Origin of the sequence: Pantoea sp. At-9b, from assembly GCF_000175935.2 — a bacterium.
Taxonomy (GTDB): domain Bacteria; phylum Pseudomonadota; class Gammaproteobacteria; order Enterobacterales; family Enterobacteriaceae; genus Pantoea.
The window spans coordinates 205,675-222,369 of record NC_014837.1; the positions used below are offsets into that span (position 1 = coordinate 205,675).

Annotated in this window: 16 protein-coding genes; 14 read left to right on the top strand and 2 right to left on the bottom strand. The window is 56.0% G+C overall.

The window, feature by feature from the left end; genetic code table 11:
* The first annotated feature begins 167 nt into the window (after positions 1-167).
* Positions 168-2,438: a 5-methyltetrahydropteroyltriglutamate--homocysteine S-methyltransferase gene (gene metE, locus PAT9B_RS00895; protein WP_013507372.1), complete on the top strand. Its 2,271-nt coding sequence runs from the start codon at positions 168-170 to the stop codon at positions 2,436-2,438.
* Between the two features lie 56 nt (positions 2,439-2,494).
* Here the strand turns inward: metE and PAT9B_RS00900 are convergent, their stop codons facing one another.
* On the bottom strand, positions 2,495-3,331 hold the full coding sequence (locus tag PAT9B_RS00900; protein ID WP_013507373.1) for a dienelactone hydrolase family protein: 837 nt from the start codon (positions 3,329-3,331) through the stop codon (positions 2,495-2,497).
* Between the two features lie 301 nt (positions 3,332-3,632).
* Between PAT9B_RS00900 and udp the strand changes: the two genes are divergently transcribed.
* The 10 genes from udp to tatD all read left to right on the top strand — a co-directional run bounded on the left by udp (position 3,633) and on the right by tatD (position 12,946).
* Positions 3,633-4,394 (top strand): uridine phosphorylase, encoded by a 762-nt coding sequence (gene udp, locus PAT9B_RS00905; protein WP_013507374.1) that lies wholly within the window; start codon positions 3,633-3,635, stop codon positions 4,392-4,394.
* Between the two features lie 76 nt (positions 4,395-4,470).
* The gene (locus PAT9B_RS00910) at positions 4,471-5,739 is read left to right on the top strand and encodes a hypothetical protein (RefSeq protein ID WP_013507375.1); all 1,269 of its coding nucleotides are present in this window, start codon (positions 4,471-4,473) and stop codon (positions 5,737-5,739) included.
* A gap of 82 nt (positions 5,740-5,821) precedes the next feature.
* Complete coding sequence (gene rmuC / locus PAT9B_RS00915; RefSeq protein ID WP_013507376.1) at positions 5,822-7,336, top strand: DNA recombination protein RmuC; 1,515 nt, start codon at positions 5,822-5,824, stop codon at positions 7,334-7,336.
* A gap of 75 nt (positions 7,337-7,411) precedes the next feature.
* Positions 7,412-8,170 carry a bifunctional demethylmenaquinone methyltransferase/2-methoxy-6-polyprenyl-1,4-benzoquinol methylase UbiE gene (gene ubiE / locus PAT9B_RS00920; protein ID WP_013507377.1) on the top strand — a complete coding sequence of 253 codons (759 nt, stop codon included), beginning with the start codon at positions 7,412-7,414 and terminating at the stop codon, positions 8,168-8,170.
* 12 nt (positions 8,171-8,182) lie between these two features.
* Positions 8,183-8,788 (top strand): SCP2 domain-containing protein, encoded by a 606-nt coding sequence (locus PAT9B_RS00925; protein ID WP_041525885.1) that lies wholly within the window; start codon positions 8,183-8,185, stop codon positions 8,786-8,788.
* Complete coding sequence (ubiB, locus tag PAT9B_RS00930) at positions 8,785-10,422, top strand: ubiquinone biosynthesis regulatory protein kinase UbiB (protein ID WP_013507379.1); 1,638 nt, start codon at positions 8,785-8,787, stop codon at positions 10,420-10,422. Before PAT9B_RS00925 ends, ubiB begins: the two co-directional genes overlap by 4 nt.
* A 110-nt stretch (positions 10,423-10,532) precedes the next feature.
* Positions 10,533-10,787 (top strand): Sec-independent protein translocase subunit TatA, encoded by a 255-nt coding sequence (tatA, locus tag PAT9B_RS00935; RefSeq protein WP_013507380.1) that lies wholly within the window; start codon positions 10,533-10,535, stop codon positions 10,785-10,787.
* 2 nt (positions 10,788-10,789) lie between these two features.
* Positions 10,790-11,299: a Sec-independent protein translocase protein TatB gene (gene tatB, locus PAT9B_RS00940; RefSeq protein ID WP_013507381.1), complete on the top strand. Its 510-nt coding sequence runs from the start codon at positions 10,790-10,792 to the stop codon at positions 11,297-11,299.
* Positions 11,300-11,301: 2 nt separating this feature from the next.
* The gene (gene tatC / locus PAT9B_RS00945) at positions 11,302-12,072 is read left to right on the top strand and encodes a Sec-independent protein translocase subunit TatC (protein ID WP_013507382.1); all 771 of its coding nucleotides are present in this window, start codon (positions 11,302-11,304) and stop codon (positions 12,070-12,072) included.
* 91 nt (positions 12,073-12,163) lie between these two features.
* Positions 12,164-12,946, top strand: coding sequence for a 3'-5' ssDNA/RNA exonuclease TatD (gene tatD / locus PAT9B_RS00950; protein ID WP_013507383.1), 783 nt, complete (start codon positions 12,164-12,166; stop codon positions 12,944-12,946).
* On the opposite strand, the gene rfaH is transcribed toward tatD, so the two are convergent.
* Positions 12,943-13,431, bottom strand: a complete 489-nt coding sequence (rfaH, locus tag PAT9B_RS00955; protein ID WP_013507384.1) for a transcription/translation regulatory transformer protein RfaH — start codon at positions 13,429-13,431, stop codon at positions 12,943-12,945. The two genes, tatD and rfaH, sit on opposite strands and share 4 nt — an antisense overlap.
* 209 nt (positions 13,432-13,640) lie before the next feature.
* On the opposite strand from rfaH, the gene pepE reads away from it, so the two are divergent.
* The 3 genes from pepE to fre all read left to right on the top strand — a co-directional run bounded on the left by pepE (position 13,641) and on the right by fre (position 16,679).
* Positions 13,641-14,372, top strand: coding sequence for a dipeptidase PepE (gene pepE, locus PAT9B_RS00960; RefSeq protein ID WP_013507385.1), 732 nt, complete (start codon positions 13,641-13,643; stop codon positions 14,370-14,372).
* Between the two features lie 73 nt (positions 14,373-14,445).
* Entirely contained in the window at positions 14,446-15,930 is a 1,485-nt protein-coding gene (gene ubiD / locus PAT9B_RS00965; RefSeq protein ID WP_013507386.1) for a 4-hydroxy-3-polyprenylbenzoate decarboxylase, read from the top strand.
* A gap of 47 nt (positions 15,931-15,977) precedes the next feature.
* Positions 15,978-16,679, top strand: a complete 702-nt coding sequence (fre, locus tag PAT9B_RS00970; protein ID WP_013507387.1) for an NAD(P)H-flavin reductase — start codon at positions 15,978-15,980, stop codon at positions 16,677-16,679.
* The last annotated feature ends 16 nt before the right edge of the window (positions 16,680-16,695 follow it).

A 16,695-nucleotide genomic window follows, 5' to 3' on the forward strand; every position in this document is an offset into this window, starting at 1 on the left:
CACATCGAGATTGAACAATTTGCGCTTGAGGAACATACAGTACCCGCAGAATATAGCGGTGTAAACATCTGGACGGCTAAACATCTTCAGCAGGCGTAACAGCCAGCCTGGGTTGGCTCTGATTTGAAGCGCGTGCTGCACAGCTAAGAATATCTGGAGAACAGCAAATGACCATTCTGAACCACACACTCGGTTTCCCTCGCGTCGGTCTGCGTCGTGAATTGAAGAAAGCCCAGGAGAGCTACTGGGCAGGTAACAGCTCACAGGACGAACTGCTGGCAGTGGGCCGTGAACTGCGTGCGCGTCACTGGCAACAACAGAAAGAGGCGGGCGTGGATCTGCTGCCGGTGGGCGATTTCGCCTGGTATGATCACGTACTGACCACCAGTCTACTGTTGGGCAACGTTCCGGCGCGTCATCAGAATAAAGAGGGGTCAGTCGACCTCGATACCCTGTTCCGTCTGGGTCGTGGCCGCGCACCGACCGGTGAACCGGCGGCGGCGGCTGAGATGACCAAATGGTTCAACACCAACTATCACTATATGGTGCCGGAATTCACCGAGGGTCAGCAGTTCAAACTGACCTGGACGCAATTGCTGGACGAAGTGGACGAAGCGCTGGCGCTCGGCCACAACGTCAAACCTGTGCTGCTCGGCCCGGTGACTTACCTGTGGCTGGGTAAAGTAAAAGGCACGCCGTTTGACCGCCTGTCATTGCTGCAAGATATCCTGCCGGTCTACCAACAGGTGCTGGCTGAACTGAAAAAACGTGGCATCGAATGGGTACAGATTGATGAACCGGCGCTGGTGCTGGAACTGCCGCAGGCATGGCGTGCGGCATTCAAACCCGCTTACGACGCCTTACAGGGTAAAACCAAACTGCTGCTGACCACCTACTTCGACAGCATTGGGCAAAACCTTGATGTGATCAAAACGCTGCCGGTGCAGGGTCTGCATGTTGACCTGGTACATGGCAAAGACGATATCCAACAGCTCAACCAACAACTGCCTGCCGAGTGGCTGCTGTCTGTCGGTGTGATCAATGGGCGCAATGTCTGGCGGGCGGATTTGACCCGCTGGTTTGAACGTCTGCAACCGCTGGTAGGGCTTCGCCAACAGTTGTGGATTGGCTCCTCTTGCTCCCTGCTGCATAGCCCGATCGACCTGAGCGTGGAAACCCGTCTGGATGATGAAGTCAAAAGCTGGTTCGCCTTCGCCCTGCAAAAATGCGCGGAGCTGGCGCTGCTGAGCAAGGCATTGAATAACAATGATGCGCAATCGCTGGCCGCCTGGAGCGCCCCGATCCGCGCCCGCGCCCAATCCAGCCGGGTGCACAATGCCGCTGTGGCGCAGCGTCTGGCTCATATTCAGGCCAGCGACATCGAACGTCATAGCGCCTACCGCGAACGTGCTAAAGCGCAACGTCACCGCTTCAATCTGCCAGCATGGCCCACTACCACCATCGGTTCATTCCCGCAAACCACGGCAATCCGCAGCCTGCGCCTCGACTTCAAGAAAGGCAACATTGATGGGGGGCGCTATCGCACCGGCATCGCTGAACACATCAAACAGGCGATTGTCGAGCAGGAACGCCTCGGCCTCGATGTGCTGGTACACGGTGAAGCAGAGCGTAACGACATGGTCGAGTACTTTGGGGAGAATCTCGACGGTTTCGTTTTCACCCAGAACGGTTGGGTCCAGAGCTACGGTTCACGCTGCGTGAAACCGCCGGTGATCATCGGCGACATCAGCCGTCCGGCCGCCATTACCGTGGAGTGGGCGAAGTATGCGCAGTCGCTGACTGACAAACCGGTGAAAGGCATGCTGACCGGCCCGGTCACCATCCTGTGCTGGTCGTTCCCGCGTGAAGACGTCAGCCGTGAAACCATTGCCAAACAGATTGCGCTGGCGCTGCGCGACGAAGTGGCCGACCTGGAAAAAGCCGGTATCGGTATCATCCAGATTGATGAACCGGCACTGCGTGAGGGGCTGCCGTTGCACCAGTCTGACTGGGCGGCGTACCTCACCTGGGCGGTGGATGCGTTCCGTCTCAATGCCGCCGTGGCGCAGGATGACACCCAGATTCACACCCATATGTGTTATTGCGAGTTCAACGACATCATGGACTCGATTGCCGCTCTGGATGCTGACGTGATCACCATCGAAACCTCACGTTCCGATATGGACCTGCTGGATGCGTTTAAAGCGTTTGAATACCCGAACGAAATCGGTCCAGGCGTGTATGACATCCACTCCCCGAACGTACCGAGTGTCGCATGGATGGAAGATCTGCTGCGTAAAGCCGCGCTGAGTATCCCGGAACAACGTTTGTGGGTTAACCCGGACTGCGGTCTGAAAACCCGTGGCTGGACAGAAACCCGTCAGGCACTGGCAAACATGGTCACCGCGGCGAAAAAGCTGCGCGGTGAAACGGCGTAATCGTTGTGTAATATGTTGTGTTGACACGTTGGGGCGCATCAGCGCCCCCTTTTTTATCACGCTTCAGGCTTAACACCATACTGCTGGAACCACGCCAACATCCTTGCCCAGCCATCTTTGGCCGATTCCGCGTGGTAGCTCGGGCGATAATCAGCGTTGAACGCATGACCCGCCTCGGGATACACCACAATCTCTGCTTTGGCATTGGCGGCACGTAGCGCCTGGCGCATCAGCTCAACGCTCTCCAGCGGAATGCCTTCATCCTGACCACCGTACAGACCCAGCACCGGCGCATTCAGATCAACCGCAATATCAATCGGATGCTTCTGCTGCTTCAGCGTCTTATCCCCCACCAGTCGGCCATACCAGGCGACCGCCGCTCGCACCTGCGGATTATGTGCTGCAAACAGCCAGCTGATACGGCCACCCCAGCAGAAACCGGTAATCCCCATGCGACGAATATCGCCGTCGTTGCGGGCGGCCCAATTGGCAACATGGTCGAGATCGGACAGCACTTGAGAGTCCGGCACTTTACTGACCAGCTCTTTGAACAGGGTAGGGATATCGGTGTATTCGCTCGGATCACCCTCGCGGAAATAGAGTTCCGGTGCCACCGCCAGATAGCCCTCCAGTGCCAGACGACGGCAGATATCACGGATATGCTCATGCACACCGAAAATTTCCTGCACCACTAACACCACCGGCAATGTCCCTTGATACTCTTTCGGGCGGGCATAAAACGCGGGCAGATTTTCCCCCTGGCTCGGGACCGAGGTCTCCCCGGCATGGATCGCCTCGCTGTGGGTGAGGATGGTGCTGCTGGCGGTCGGTTGGACGGCAGCCGCAAAGCCACCCGTTGCAGATTTTTGTGCCATATTGTCTTCGGTTTTCATTGTTCTCTCCATGCTGGCAAGTGCGCAATCACGTAACTATAGCCTGGCCGCAGAGGCCGGGCGGGTGTAGGTTTCAGAGGGGATACGCATGAATTCTTCTTCTCTATTAACACCGCCGCCCGAACTTACACAGCACCGGATGTAGCAATTCAGAATGGCAGACCGCTGATGTGTGATTTAGATCACTAAAATATTTTCTGTTAATGTAATTTTCATTATTTATAGTGAAATTACTCACATATTTATCGCGACTGCTGACGTAAAGTGGCGCGCATATCCCTATAGCTACCAGGAGTCTGTTATGGCCCAGTCTGACGTTTTCCACCTTGGCATCACCAAAGCCAGCCTGAAAGGAGCCACACTGGCCATCGTTCCCGGTGACCCGGAGCGCGTGAAGAAAATCGCGGCGTTGATGGAAAACCCGCAACATTTGGCGTCGCACCGTGAATTCACCACTTACCTGGCGGAATTGGATGGCAAACCGGTAGTGGTGTGCTCTACCGGCATCGGTGGGCCTTCTACCTCGATTGCGGTTGAAGAACTGGCGCAACTCGGTGTGCGCACCTTCCTGCGTGTGGGTACCACCGGTGCGATTCAGCCTGACATCAATGTCGGCGACGTTCTGGTCACCACCGCGTCAGTACGCCTGGACGGTGCCAGCCTGCATTTCGCACCGATGGAGTTCCCGGCGGTGGCGGATTTCACCTGCACCACGGCGCTGGTGGCAGCGGCAGAAGCGTGCGGCGCGAAAACCCATATTGGCATCACCGCGTCATCAGACACCTTCTATCCGGGCCAGGAACGCTACGACACCTTTTCCGGGCGTGTCGTCAGCCGCTTCCAGGGATCAATGCAAGAGTGGCAGCAGATGGGTGTCCTCAACTATGAGATGGAATCCGCTACACTGTTAACCATGTGCGCCAGCCAGGGGCTGCGAGCCGGGATGGTGGCGGGGGTCATCGTGAACCGGACGCAGAAGGAGATCCCGGATGCGGCGACCATGAAACAAACCGAAAGCGATGCGGTGAAAATTGTCGTTGAAGCTGCGCGCCGGTTAATGTAGCGCGCCCGGCAGCGGGCCAGAGTCCGCTGCCAGTGAAGGATGCGCGCAAGTTCAGCGGATTACTGAGAGTCTTTTTATGCGCAAAACTGTAGCTGTTCAACGTCCGGCCTTTATGACCAATCCTGCGGCGATGCAATCCCGTGTCGAAGGCGCGGCTGCGCGCTTTCGTCAGGCGATGGCGGCAGCAGATTACCCTGCTGCGCGTCGCTGCTGTGAAGAGGTGTTACGCGTGATGCCGCATAACATGCAGGTGTTGAGTGACTACGCACTGACGCTGATGCGCACCGGTGATTACCAAAAATCGTACAAGACCTACCAGAAAATCTATCAAGCTGCCGCCGAACAGCGGGCGCAGGCGTCTGAAACCTGGCTCGATGGCCTGGCTGAAGTGTGTGGCTGGCTGCATAAAGCCGATGAAGTGGTGCGTTACGGGCTGGAATCGTTGCAGCAATCTGACGCGAAGTTCAGTAGCGGGCAGAAATACCCGTTTCCGACTGAAGCTCCTCCGGCCTTCGATGCCAGCAACCCGCTGGAAAACGTCATCGCCTTTAGTCTGTATGGCAACCAACCGCGTTATTGTGAAACCCTGATAAAAAACGTTGAGGTGGCGCGCGAACTCTATCCGGCGTGGACCTGCCGCATTTATCTGGATGACAGCGTACCGCAACATGTCTGGCAACGTTTGCAGCAGCCCAACGTGCAGCTGGTGGATATGTCAGAGGAAAAAACGGTGTTCCCGACGCTGTGGCGTTTCCTGGTGATCGACGATGCCAGCGTCAAACGCTACATCGTGCGCGACGCCGATTCGCTGCTGTCCGAGCGTGAAGTGGCGGCTGTCGAAGCCTGGCTGCACTCACCGTATTGGTTCCACCATATGCGCGACTACTTCACCCACACTGAACTGCTGCTGGCAGGGATGTGGGGCGGCTGTCATGGCGTATTCAGTCAGGTGGAACAGCAGATACGTGATTTCATCGCGCAATATCAGGGCAGCGAGCGTTTCACCGACCAGTACTTCCTCAAACGGGTGCTGTGGCCGACGGTGCGCGACAGTATCCTTAATCACGACGCTATTTTCTGTTTTCATCACGCCCAGCCGTGGCCTGCGCATCCCCCCATCCGCTGGCAGACGGACAAGTTCCACGTTGGCAGCAATGCCGGATTCTCCAGCATGGCGGGGAAGGCCAGCGTGGTGGATGCCGAGTGGCAGCAGGTTGAACTGACCTATGCCGGGCAGAGCTGGAGCTACCCTGCCAGGGTACGCAACGGCCAATGGGAGCTGCCGATGCCATTCTTCCTGATTGAGGCGTGGAGAGCGGGTGAGTTAACCGTGCAGACGTTATAAGCCGCCATCCGGCAAAATTGTCTGGACATTCATACAGTACGCCTCTACCTTTTCCCTCAGCGAGACGATCCGCGGGGGAATTATGGAGCAGCAACTTATCATCATCAGCGGCGCGCTGGCGCTGGCCGGTTTCGGCATCGGCTGGATTGTGGCGCAGATGCGTGCCGGTCATCAGCAGGCCAGCTTCTTAACCGAACGCCGTTTATTGGAAGCGGCGCAGCAGCGTCAGCAGCAGCAACTGGAATTGGCGCAGCAGCAGGTACAGCAGCGCGAGCAGGAGCTGCGTCAGCTGCACGGCGCGCTCAGTGGCGCGCAGGAACGCCTGCAACAACTCGATTACTGGCGTGGCGAAAGCGAGCAACTTAGCCGCGAACTGCGCAACCAGCTGGAGGTGAACAGCGCGCAGGAAGCTGAGTTACGTGAAGTCACCATCCGCCTCGAAGAGACGCGCTTGGCCGCCGAGGAGAAGCAGCGTCTGCTGACCAACAGCGAACAGCGCCTGAGCGCGCAGTTCGAGAATCTTGCCAATCGCATCTTTGAAAACAGCGGTCGCCGTGTTGATGAGCAAAACCGGCAAAGCCTGAACAGCCTGATCGGTCCGTTGCGTGAGCAACTGGACGGGTTCCGCCGTCAGGTTAACGACAGCTTTGGCCAGGAAGCACGCGAGCGTCACACGCTGGCGCATGAAATCCGCCAGCTGCAACAGTTGAATGCGCAAATGGCGCAGGAAGCCATCAACCTCACTAAGGCATTGAAAGGCGACAATAAAATTCAGGGCAATTGGGGTGAGGTGGTACTCAGCCGGGTGCTGGAGGCGTCCGGCCTGCGCGCGGGTTATGAGTACGAAACCCAGGTCAGCGTGCAGCTGGAGTCGCAAGGCAGGATGCAACCGGATGTGATCGTGCGTCTGCCGCAGGGTAAAGACGTGGTGATCGATGCAAAAATGACGCTGATCGCCTATGAACGCTACTTCAACGCCGATGATGAGGCCACGCGCGAACAGGCGATTCAGGAGCACGTCAACGCGATGCGCGGCCATATTCGCTTGCTGGGACGAAAAGATTATCAACAATTGCCCGGTTTACGCTCCCTGGATTATGTGTTGATGTTTATCCCGGTTGAACCGGCCTTTTTGCTGGCGATTGATCGTCAGCCGGAACTGATCAGCGAAGCGTTGCAGCAGAACATCATGCTGGTCAGCCCCACGACGTTGCTGGTGGCGCTACGCACCATCAATAATCTGTGGCGTTATGAGCATCAAAGCCGCAATGCCCAACGTATCGCGGATCGCGCTGCGCGCTTGTATGACAAAATGCGCCTGTTTGTCGATGACATGAGCGGCATTGGTCACAACCTCGATAAGGCGCAGCAGAGTTATCATCTGGCAATGAAAAAGCTGGCGGAGGGGCGTGGCAATTTGATTGCGCAAAGTGAGGCGTTTCGTTCACTGGGCGTCGAGATCAAACGTCCGATTAATCCGCAACTGGTGGCCCAGGCACAGCCGGAGGAGTCTGATAATGATTGGGCCGATGATGACCAGCCTGATGAAAAAACAACAGATTCTTCCGCTGCTTCCCTGCGCCGCATCAACGAATAACGCGCCGGTCGCGTGCCCGGCCAGCGCAACTCTGATACACTTCGCCAAGTATTGTTTGTGGAACAGGTAAAACCCATGGCAGATGAATCACAGCAGGAAACTACCCACTTTGGCTTTCAGACCGTCGCGAAAAGCGAAAAGGCAGATAAAGTCGCCGACGTGTTTCACTCCGTAGCGGCAAAATATGACCTGATGAACGATCTGATGTCGTTTGGCATCCATCGTGTCTGGAAGCGTTTCACCATCGACAGCAGTGGTGTGCGTCGTGGTCAGCGCGTGCTGGATCTGGCCGGTGGGACCGGCGATCTGACAGCAAAATTTTCGCGTCTGGTCGGTGAAACGGGCCAGGTGGTACTGGCGGATATCAACAGCTCGATGCTGAAGATGGGCCGCGAGAAACTGCGCAATCTCGGCATTTCCGGCAACGTCAGCTATGTGCAGGCTAATGCTGAAGCGCTGCCATTCCCGGATAACTATTTCGACTGCATTACCATCTCTTTCGGTTTGCGTAACGTGACGGAAAAAGAGAAGGCGCTGGCCTCCATGTTCCGCGTGTTGAAGCCGGGTGGACGCTTGCTGGTACTGGAGTTCTCCAAACCGCTGCTGGAACCGCTCAGCAAAGCCTACGATGCTTACTCGTTCCATATTCTGCCGCGCATTGGTCAGTTGGTGGCGAAGGATGCGGAAAGCTATCGCTATCTGGCGGAATCCATCCGTATGCATCCCGATCAGGAAACCCTGAAGACGATGATGAACGACGTCGGTTTCGAAAATACCACTTATTTCAACATGACTGGCGGCATTGTCGCGCTGCATCGCGGCTTTAAGTTCTGACACATCATGGCCATGACTTTCACTCCTTTGATTACCGGCGGTCTTGAGACCGCCCTCAATCGTGTTTTGTACCGCGATCGCAGCCTGAAAGCCGCGCGCCAGCGTCTGGCGGGCAAAGTACTGATGCTGCGCTTGCAGGAACTCTCTTTCCCGCTGGTGCTGGTGTTCAGTGAAAACCAGCTGGATGTGTTGAGTGACTGGCAGGACAGCAGCGATTGCACCGTTAGCCTGCGCTTCAGCACGTTGCCGAAATTACGTGACCGCCAGCAGCTCACCAGCTTGATTCGCAGTGGCGAGTTGGCAGTGGAGGGCGATTTGCAGGTGGTGCAGCAATTTTCGGCGCTGATGGATCTGGCGGAGCTGGACCCGGCGGAATATCTCGCGCCGTGGATTGGTGATATCGCCGCGCAAGGCATCAGCCAAGCCGCACAACGGGCGCTGAGTTTTGTAAAGCACGAAGTGACGCGCCGCCAGGATTATCTCGGCCAAACGCTGACTGAAGAGTGGCGACTGGCACCCGGTGCGCTGGAACTGGCGTGGTTTTGCGAGGAAGTGGCAGCGATGGACCGTTCGCTTGATGCGCTCGATGCGCGTTTAGCACAGCTGGAGGCGAAATGACGCTGGGAGAAATTCGGCGCTTATATTTTATCGTTAAGGTCTTTCTCACTTACGGCCTTGATGAACTGATCCCACACATGCGCATCACACTGCCGCTGCGATTATGGCGGCGCTGCATTTTCTGGCTCCCCAACAAACACAAAAACGAATCAATGGGTGTGCGCATCCGTCTGGCGATGGAGCTGCTGGGTCCGGTGTGGATCAAGTTTGGTCAGATGTTGTCAACGCGCCGAGATCTGTTTCCCCCGGCGATTGCCGATGAACTGGCGATTTTGCAGGACCGCGTTGCGCCGTTCGATGGTGTGAAAGCCAAAGCGCAGATTGAGAAATCGATTGGTGGCCCGGTGGAAACCTGGTTTGACGATTTTGAGATCACCCCGCTGGCGTCAGCATCGATTGCCCAGGTTCATACCGCCACGCTGAAAGAGAATGGCCGCGAGGTGGTGATCAAAGTTATCCGCCCCGACATCCTGCCGGTGATCAAAGCGGATATGAAGCTCATCTACCGCCTGGCGCGTTGGGTGCCGCGTTTACTGCCGGATGGCCGTCGTCTGCGCCCGCTGGAAGTGGTACGCGACTATGAAAAAACCCTGATTGATGAACTCAATCTGTTGCGCGAAGCCGCCAACGCCATCCAGTTGCGGCGCAACTTTGACCAGAGCCGCATGCTGTATGTACCGGAGATCTTCTCCGACTATTGCAGCGAATCGATGCTGGTGATGGAGCGCATTTACGGCATCCCGATTTCTGATGTCGCGACGCTGGAGCAGCATGGCGTCAATATGAAACTGTTGGCTGAGCGTGGCGTACAGGTGTTCTTTACCCAAGTGTTCCGCGACAGCTTCTTCCACGCCGACATGCACCCCGGCAATATCTTTGTCAGCTATGACCATCCGGAAGATCCGCAATATATCGGGATCGACTGCGGCATTGTGGGTTCGCTGAACAAAGAGGACAAACGCTACCTGGCGGAGAACTTTATCGCCTTCTTTAACCGCGATTACCGCAAAGTGGCTGAGTTGCATGTGGATTCTGGCTGGGTACCGCCGGATACCAATGTGGAAGATTTTGAGTTCGCGATTCGTACCGTGTGTGAGCCGATTTTTGAGAAGCCGCTGGCGGAAATCTCCTTCGGCCATGTGCTACTCAACCTGTTCAACACCGCGCGCCGCTTCAATATGGAAGTGCAGCCGCAACTGGTGTTGTTGCAGAAAACGCTGCTGTACATTGAAGGCATTGGTCGCCAGCTCTATCCACAGCTTGATTTGTGGAAAACCGCGAAGCCCTTCCTGGAAGACTGGATTAAGGATCAGATCGGTATTCCGGCGATACTGCGCGCGGTAAAAGATAAAGCACCGTTCTGGGCAGAAAAACTGCCGGAGTTGCCGGAACTGTTCTACGACAGCATGCGTCAGCATAAATTGTTGCAGCACAGCGTCGATAAACTGGTCACTGATATGAACGCGCAACGTAGCCGTCATCATCAGGCGCGTTATCTGTTCGGGGTAGGGGCTACACTGTTATTAAGTGGCACCGCCGTGCTGCTGAGTCGGCCTGACTGGGATTTCTTCCCGGCGATTTTAATGGCCGCAGGCATCGTGACCTGGTTGATAGGCTGGCGCAAGACAAACTGATTGTCAGCCAGATCTAAAACGCGTAATGTCGCATGCTAAGGCCCGAAATCATATGGGCTTTCTGTGTGTTACATTCAACAGTTTTTCACAGAATATTAGAGGCATATCTCATGGGCGGTATCAGTATTTGGCAATTGTTAATCATTGCCGTCATTGTAGTACTTCTGTTCGGTACCAATAAGCTACGCAACCTGGGTTCGGATTTAGGTTCTTCCATTCGCGGCTTCAAAAAAGCCATGAGTGATGAGGACGAAAAAAAGGATCAACCGAAAGAGCAGGACGCTGACTTCAACGCCAAAACCCTGGCAGACAAACAGCAAACCTCGGCTAGTAAAGACGACGCCAGGAACGACAAGCAGGTATAACTGTGTTCGACATTGGTTTTAGTGAACTGGTATTGGTGTTCGTTATCGGGCTGATTGTTCTCGGCCCGCAACGATTACCGGTTGCGGTAAAAACCGTAGTGGGCTGGATCCGGGCGATTCGCTCGCTGGCGGCTAACGTCCAGCATGAACTGGCGCAGGAACTGAAACTGCAGGAGCTGCAGGATAGCCTGAAGAAGGTGGAAGAGGCGGGCCGTGGCACGCTGTCACCGGAACTGAAAGAATCGATGGAAGAGTTGCGTAAAACCGCAGACTCCATGAAGCGTTCTTATCAGCAGAGCATCGATGTAGAGAAAGCGGAAGATGAAGCCAATACCATTCATACGCCGCCACCTGCTGCCCCGGTGCCACCGGTAACGCCTGCGACAGCGGAGCATCAGGCCAGCGCCCCGGCGCAGGCACCGCAAGCAACGACGTCTGCCGTGGACAAAACCGATACCACCAGCGCGCCGCGCAACACCGCGCCAACTCCTCCCGCAAGTGATGAACGATAAACATGGCCGTTGAAGATACCCAACCGCTCATCAGCCATCTGATTGAGCTGCGCAAGCGTCTGTTAAACTGCATCATCGCGGTATTTGTCATCTTTCTGGCACTGATTTATTTCGCCAACGACATCTACCATTTGGTGGCAGAGCCGTTGATTAGCCAGATGCCCGCCGGTGCCAGCATGATCGCCACCGAAGTTGCGTCGCCGTTCTTTGCCCCGATCAAGCTCACCATCATTGTGTCGGTGTTTCTGGCCGTGCCGGTGATTCTGTATCAGGTATGGGCCTTCATTGCGCCCGCGCTCTATCGTCATGAGCGCAGGCTGGTGATGCCGCTGTTGTTCTCCAGTACTTTTCTGTTTTACGTCGGCGTGGCCTTTGCTTACTTCGTCGTGTTCCCGCTGGCGTTTGGTTTCTTTGCTAAAACCGCGCCGCAAGGTGTGCAAATCGCTACCGATATCACCCACTATCTCGACTTCGTCATGACGCTGTTCCTGGCGTTCGGGGTAGCGTTTGAGGTGCCGGTGGTGATTGTGCTGCTGTGCTGGACCGGGATCACCACGCCGGAAGACCTGAAAAAGAAACGTCCTTACATTCTGGTTGGCGCATTCGTGGTTGGGATGTTGCTCACACCACCGGATGTTTTCTCACAAACTTTGCTCGCTATTCCGATGTACTGCCTGTTTGAAGTCGGCGTATTCTTCTCCCGTTACTATGTGGGGAAAGGACGCAAGGCGGAACCAGAATCGGTGGATGAGGAAAATCACACCGAATCCTGATGCGCTTCTTGCAGCAGATCCCGCGTGCGAGCGGGATGACGATGAATCTGAACCGCCCGACAGTTGGGCGGTTTTTTATTTGGGAAGAAACATGTTTGATATCGGTGTAAACCTGACCAGCACGCAATTTGCGAAAGATCGAGAGCAGGTGGTTGCACGTGCGCGCGACGCGGGCGTCACCGGGCTGTTAATCACCGGCACCAACGCACTGGAAAGCCAACAGGCGCAACGACTGGCGGAGTGGCATCCAGGCTACTGCTGGTCAACCGCGGGCGTGCATCCACACCATGCCAGCGCATGGTCAGCAGAAACCGCCAACACCCTGCGCCGTTTGGCGGAGAGTGAACAGGTGGTGGCGATTGGCGAATGCGGGCTGGATTTTAACCGCAACTTTTCGGCGCATGATCAGCAGGAATACGCCTTCGATGCGCAGCTGCAACTGGCTGCCGAACTGCAATTGCCAGTTTTCCTGCATTGCCGTGAAGCCCATGATCGTTTTGCCGCCATCCTGCAACCCTGGTTACCGAAACTGGTGGGCGCGGTGGCGCACTGCTTTACCGGTACGCGAGAGGAGCTGGAAGCCTGTCTGGCGATGGGTTTGTCGATCGGCATTACCGGCTGGGTGTGCGACGAACGTCGAGGCATGGAGCTGCGAGAACTGCTGCCGCTGATCCCGGCAGAACGCCTGTTGCTGGAGACGGATGCGCCCTGGTTGCTGCCGCGCGATATGCATCCACGTCCGACGTCGCGCCGCAATGAACCCTGCTTTCTGCCGCACATCGTGCAGCAGGTGGCGTTATGGCGTAATGAGGCGGCAGAGACGCTGGGCGCGCAAGTCGATCATAATGCGCGTCAGTTGTTCAGGCTGGCTTAGGCTTTGCGGAACTGTTTGTTATCGACGCTGCGCATCACCTGTTTATTCAGCAGGTTCAGCAGCAGAATTGAACGGGTTTCGCCATCCGGCTCGGCAAAAATGGCACGCAGACCTTCGAAGGTGCCTTCGGTGATGATCACTTCATCACCGACCTGTGGCGTCTCCGGATCGATCAGGATCTGTGGGGCGTCGCATTGCAGCGCCTCGATCACTTCGTAAGGGACGGTTGCTGGCATTGTTCCGAAGCGAACAAAGTGGCTGACACCGCGCGTGCTGCTGATGGTGGTGGTGTGAATCGCTTCCGGATCGAACTCAATAAACAGATAGTTGGGAAACAGCGGCTCACTCACGGTGGTGCGTTTACCACGGACAATTTTTTCCAGCGCAATCATTGGGCTGAGGCAATTCACTGCCTGCCGCTCAAGATGTTCTTTCGCGCGCAACAGTTGTCCACGTTTGCAATAGAGTAAGTACCAGGATTCCATAACTGCTCCCAAAGAATGGACGCTAAGAATAGCAAACCTGCTTTCAGAGTTATAGCGCATCCACCCGGCTAAACGCAGCTGCGAAATAAATTTCACTACGATTTTTCTGAGTCTTAACCCTTTACTGTCGTTTATCGTAAGAAAATTGACGTCTGGCGATAATCTGTATCAGACTCCTTCTCCATCTTATGAATGAAAAGGACCGTCTGATGGAACTGTTCCTGTTAAGTAATGGCAAACTGGCTGATGATGCCCCGTTGTTGAGCTACGCCCACCCGCAACTGCATGCGATGATTGCGCAACGCGGTATTACCTCCGCCGTGTTGGTGCCTTACGCCGTTATTCGCGGTGATCATGCCCAGCGCGCGCAGGACCTCAGCGATTCGCTCGGTATCAAGGTGCGTACCGTCCACGAGTTCGCTTCGCCGGTGGCCGCGATTGAACAGGCAGAACTGATTCTGGTCAGCGGCGGCAATACCTGGCTGCTTAACCAGATGCTGCATGAACAGGGCCTGATTGTGGCGATTCAGCGTGCGGTGCGCGAACGTCAGGTGCCTTACGTCGGCTGGAGTGCCGGTTGTAATGTCGCGACCCCGTCGATTCGTACCACCAATGATATGCCGGTGCGGAGCAGTGTGGTGTTACCGGCGCTGGGGCTGTTTCCGGTGCAAATCAACCCACATTATCTCGATGCACACGTCAGCGGTCATATGGGGGAAACCCGTGATGAGCGTCTGGCGGAGTTCTGTGCGGTGAACCCGCATGAGTCGGTTATTGCGCTGCGTGAAGGCAGCTTCCTGCACGTCAGCGAAAATCGTCTGCGCTACTACAGCGCACGCGGAGAAGATTTTAAAGTATTCCGCCACGGCGAGCCGATCGCCGCCTTCCATGACGTGTTGGCGCTACAATCACTGGTGCCCTTTTCCTGTCAGCCCGCCTGACGCAGAAACCTCAACATGCCCGCACAATCGGCCCTATAATGGCCGATTCCTCTGGGCTGGAAGTTAACCCTACATGAAATATCAGGATTTACGTGATTTCCTCACGCTGCTGGAGCAGCGGGGCGAGTTAAAGCGCATCACTCAGGCGATCGATCCCGAACTGGAGATGACCGAAATTGCCGACCGCACCTTGCGTGCCGGTGGCCCGGCGCTGCTGTTTGAAAACCCGAAAGGCTATGACATGCCGGTGCTGTGCAATCTGTTTGGTACGCCGAAGCGCGTCGCCATGGGCATGGGCCAGGAAGAGGTCAGCGCGCTGCGCGAAGTGGGTAAGCTGCTGGCATTCCTCAAAGAGCCAGAGCCGCCAAAAGGTTTTCGTGACCTGTTCGACAAGATGCCGCAGTTTAAGCAGGTACTGAACATGCCGACCAAGCGGTTGCGGAATGCGCCGTGTCAGGAAGAAGTGTTTAGCGGTGACGAGGTCGATTTATCGCGCATCCCGGTAATGAAATGTTGGCCGGATGACGCCGCGCCGTTGATTACCTGGGGTTTAACCGTGACGCGTGGGCCACACAAAGAGCGTCAGAATCTTGGTATCTATCGTCAGCAGGTGATTGGCAAAAACCGTCTGATCATGCGCTGGTTATCGCATCGCGGTGGTGCGCTCGATTTTCAGGAGTGGTGTAAAGCCCATCCTGGTGAACGTTTCCCGGTCGCAGTAGCCCTGGGTGCCGATCCGGCGACCATCCTCGGTGCCGTGACACCGGTACCGGACTCGCTGTCAGAATATGCTTTCGCGGGTCTGCTGCGCGGCAATAAAACTGAAGTCGTGAAGTGCCTGTCCAACGACCTGGAAGTGCCCGCCAGCGCTGAAATCGTACTGGAAGGCTACATCGAACCCGGCGATATGGCACCTGAAGGGCCTTACGGCGACCATACCGGCTACTACAATGAAGTAGATAGCTTCCCGGTATTTACCGTGACGCACATAACGCAACGTCGTAACCCGATTTATCACTCAACTTATACCGGTCGCCCACCGGATGAACCGGCAGTGCTGGGCGTGGCGCTGAATGAAGTGCTGGTGCCCATCCTGATTAAGCAGTTCCCGGAGATTGTGGATTTCTATCTGCCACCGGAAGGTTGTTCGTATCGGCTGGCCGTGGTGACGATGAAAAAGCAGTACGCCGGCCATGCCAAGCGCGTGATGTTTGGTGTCTGGTCGTTCCTGCGGCAGTTCATGTACACCAAATTTGTTATTGTGTGTGACGATGACGTCAATGCGCGTGACTGGAACGATGTGATCTGGGCGATTACCACCCGTATGGACCCGGCGCGCGATACGGTACTGGTTGAAAATACGCCAATCGATTATCTCGACTTCGCGTCACCGGTTTCCGGGCTGGGTTCGAAGATGGGGCTTGATGCCACCAATAAATGGCCGGGTGAAACCACGCGTGAGTGGGGCACCCCGATCGTTAAAGATCCGGCGGTCACGGCGCGTATTGACGCCATTTGGGATGAGTTAGGCATCTTTGCCGAGCCACCACAGCGCTGATGGTGGCGAGCAAACCATAAAAACAAACGACCCGACAGAGGGAACGCATGACAACGTTAAGCTGCAAAGTGACTTCGGTTGAAGCGATTACTGATACCGTCTACCGTGTCCGTTTGATCCCGGAAGCGAATTTTAGCTTTCGTGCCGGACAGTACCTGATGGTGGTGATGGATGAGCGCGATAAACGTCCGTTTTCCCTCGCCTCAACGCCGATGGAAAAAGACATCATTGAGCTGCATATCGGCGCTTCTGAGCTGAATCTCTATGCCATGGCGGTGATGGAACGTATCCAGAACCAACGTGAAATCACCGTGGATATGCCACACGGCGATGCCTGGCTTCGCGAAGAGAGCGATCGTCCCATCATCCTGATTGCAGGCGGCACGGGGTTCTCCTACGCCCGTTCCATTCTGCTCACGGCGCTGGCGCAGCAGCCCGATCGTGATATCGCCATTTACTGGGGTGGCCGCGAACTGACGCATCTGTACGATCTTGACGAACTGAATGCGCTGGCGGTGAAGCACCCACATCTGAAGGTGATTCCGGTGGTGGAGCAGCCCGAGGCGAGCTGGCAGGGCCGTACCGGTACGGTGCTGACGGCGGTAATGCAGGACTACGCGACGCTGAGTGGCCATGATATCTATATCGCCGGTCGTTTCGAGATGGCGAAGATTGCCCGTGAACGCTTCTGCGCAGAACGTGGCGCGCTGGAAGCGCAGATGTATGGCGATGCCTTCGCGTTTATCTAATGACGACCGTGCATCG

Bases quoted from the DNA above. Each gene is read 5' to 3' on its own strand.
- pepE (WP_013507385.1), top strand. From the start codon at position 13,641: ATGGAACTGTTCCTGTTAAGTAATGGCAAACTGGCTGATGATGCCCCG.
- ubiB (WP_013507379.1), top strand. From the start codon at position 8,785: ATGACGCTGGGAGAAATTCGGCGCTTATATTTTATCGTTAAGGTCTTT.
- PAT9B_RS00925 (WP_041525885.1), top strand. From the start codon at position 8,183: ATGACTTTCACTCCTTTGATTACCGGCGGTCTTGAGACCGCCCTCAAT.
- PAT9B_RS00900 (WP_013507373.1), bottom strand. From the start codon at position 3,331: ATGAAAACCGAAGACAATATGGCACAAAAATCTGCAACGGGTGGCTTT.
- rfaH (WP_013507384.1), bottom strand. From the start codon at position 13,431: ATGGAATCCTGGTACTTACTCTATTGCAAACGTGGACAACTGTTGCGC.
- metE (WP_013507372.1), top strand. From the start codon at position 168: ATGACCATTCTGAACCACACACTCGGTTTCCCTCGCGTCGGTCTGCGT.
- udp (WP_013507374.1), top strand. From the start codon at position 3,633: ATGGCCCAGTCTGACGTTTTCCACCTTGGCATCACCAAAGCCAGCCTG.
- PAT9B_RS00910 (WP_013507375.1), top strand. From the start codon at position 4,471: ATGCGCAAAACTGTAGCTGTTCAACGTCCGGCCTTTATGACCAATCCT.
- ubiD (WP_013507386.1), top strand. From the start codon at position 14,446: ATGAAATATCAGGATTTACGTGATTTCCTCACGCTGCTGGAGCAGCGG.
- tatD (WP_013507383.1), top strand. From the start codon at position 12,164: ATGTTTGATATCGGTGTAAACCTGACCAGCACGCAATTTGCGAAAGAT.
- fre (WP_013507387.1), top strand. From the start codon at position 15,978: ATGACAACGTTAAGCTGCAAAGTGACTTCGGTTGAAGCGATTACTGAT.
- rmuC (WP_013507376.1), top strand. From the start codon at position 5,822: ATGGAGCAGCAACTTATCATCATCAGCGGCGCGCTGGCGCTGGCCGGT.
- ubiE (WP_013507377.1), top strand. From the start codon at position 7,412: ATGGCAGATGAATCACAGCAGGAAACTACCCACTTTGGCTTTCAGACC.
- tatA (WP_013507380.1), top strand. From the start codon at position 10,533: ATGGGCGGTATCAGTATTTGGCAATTGTTAATCATTGCCGTCATTGTA.
- tatC (WP_013507382.1), top strand. From the start codon at position 11,302: ATGGCCGTTGAAGATACCCAACCGCTCATCAGCCATCTGATTGAGCTG.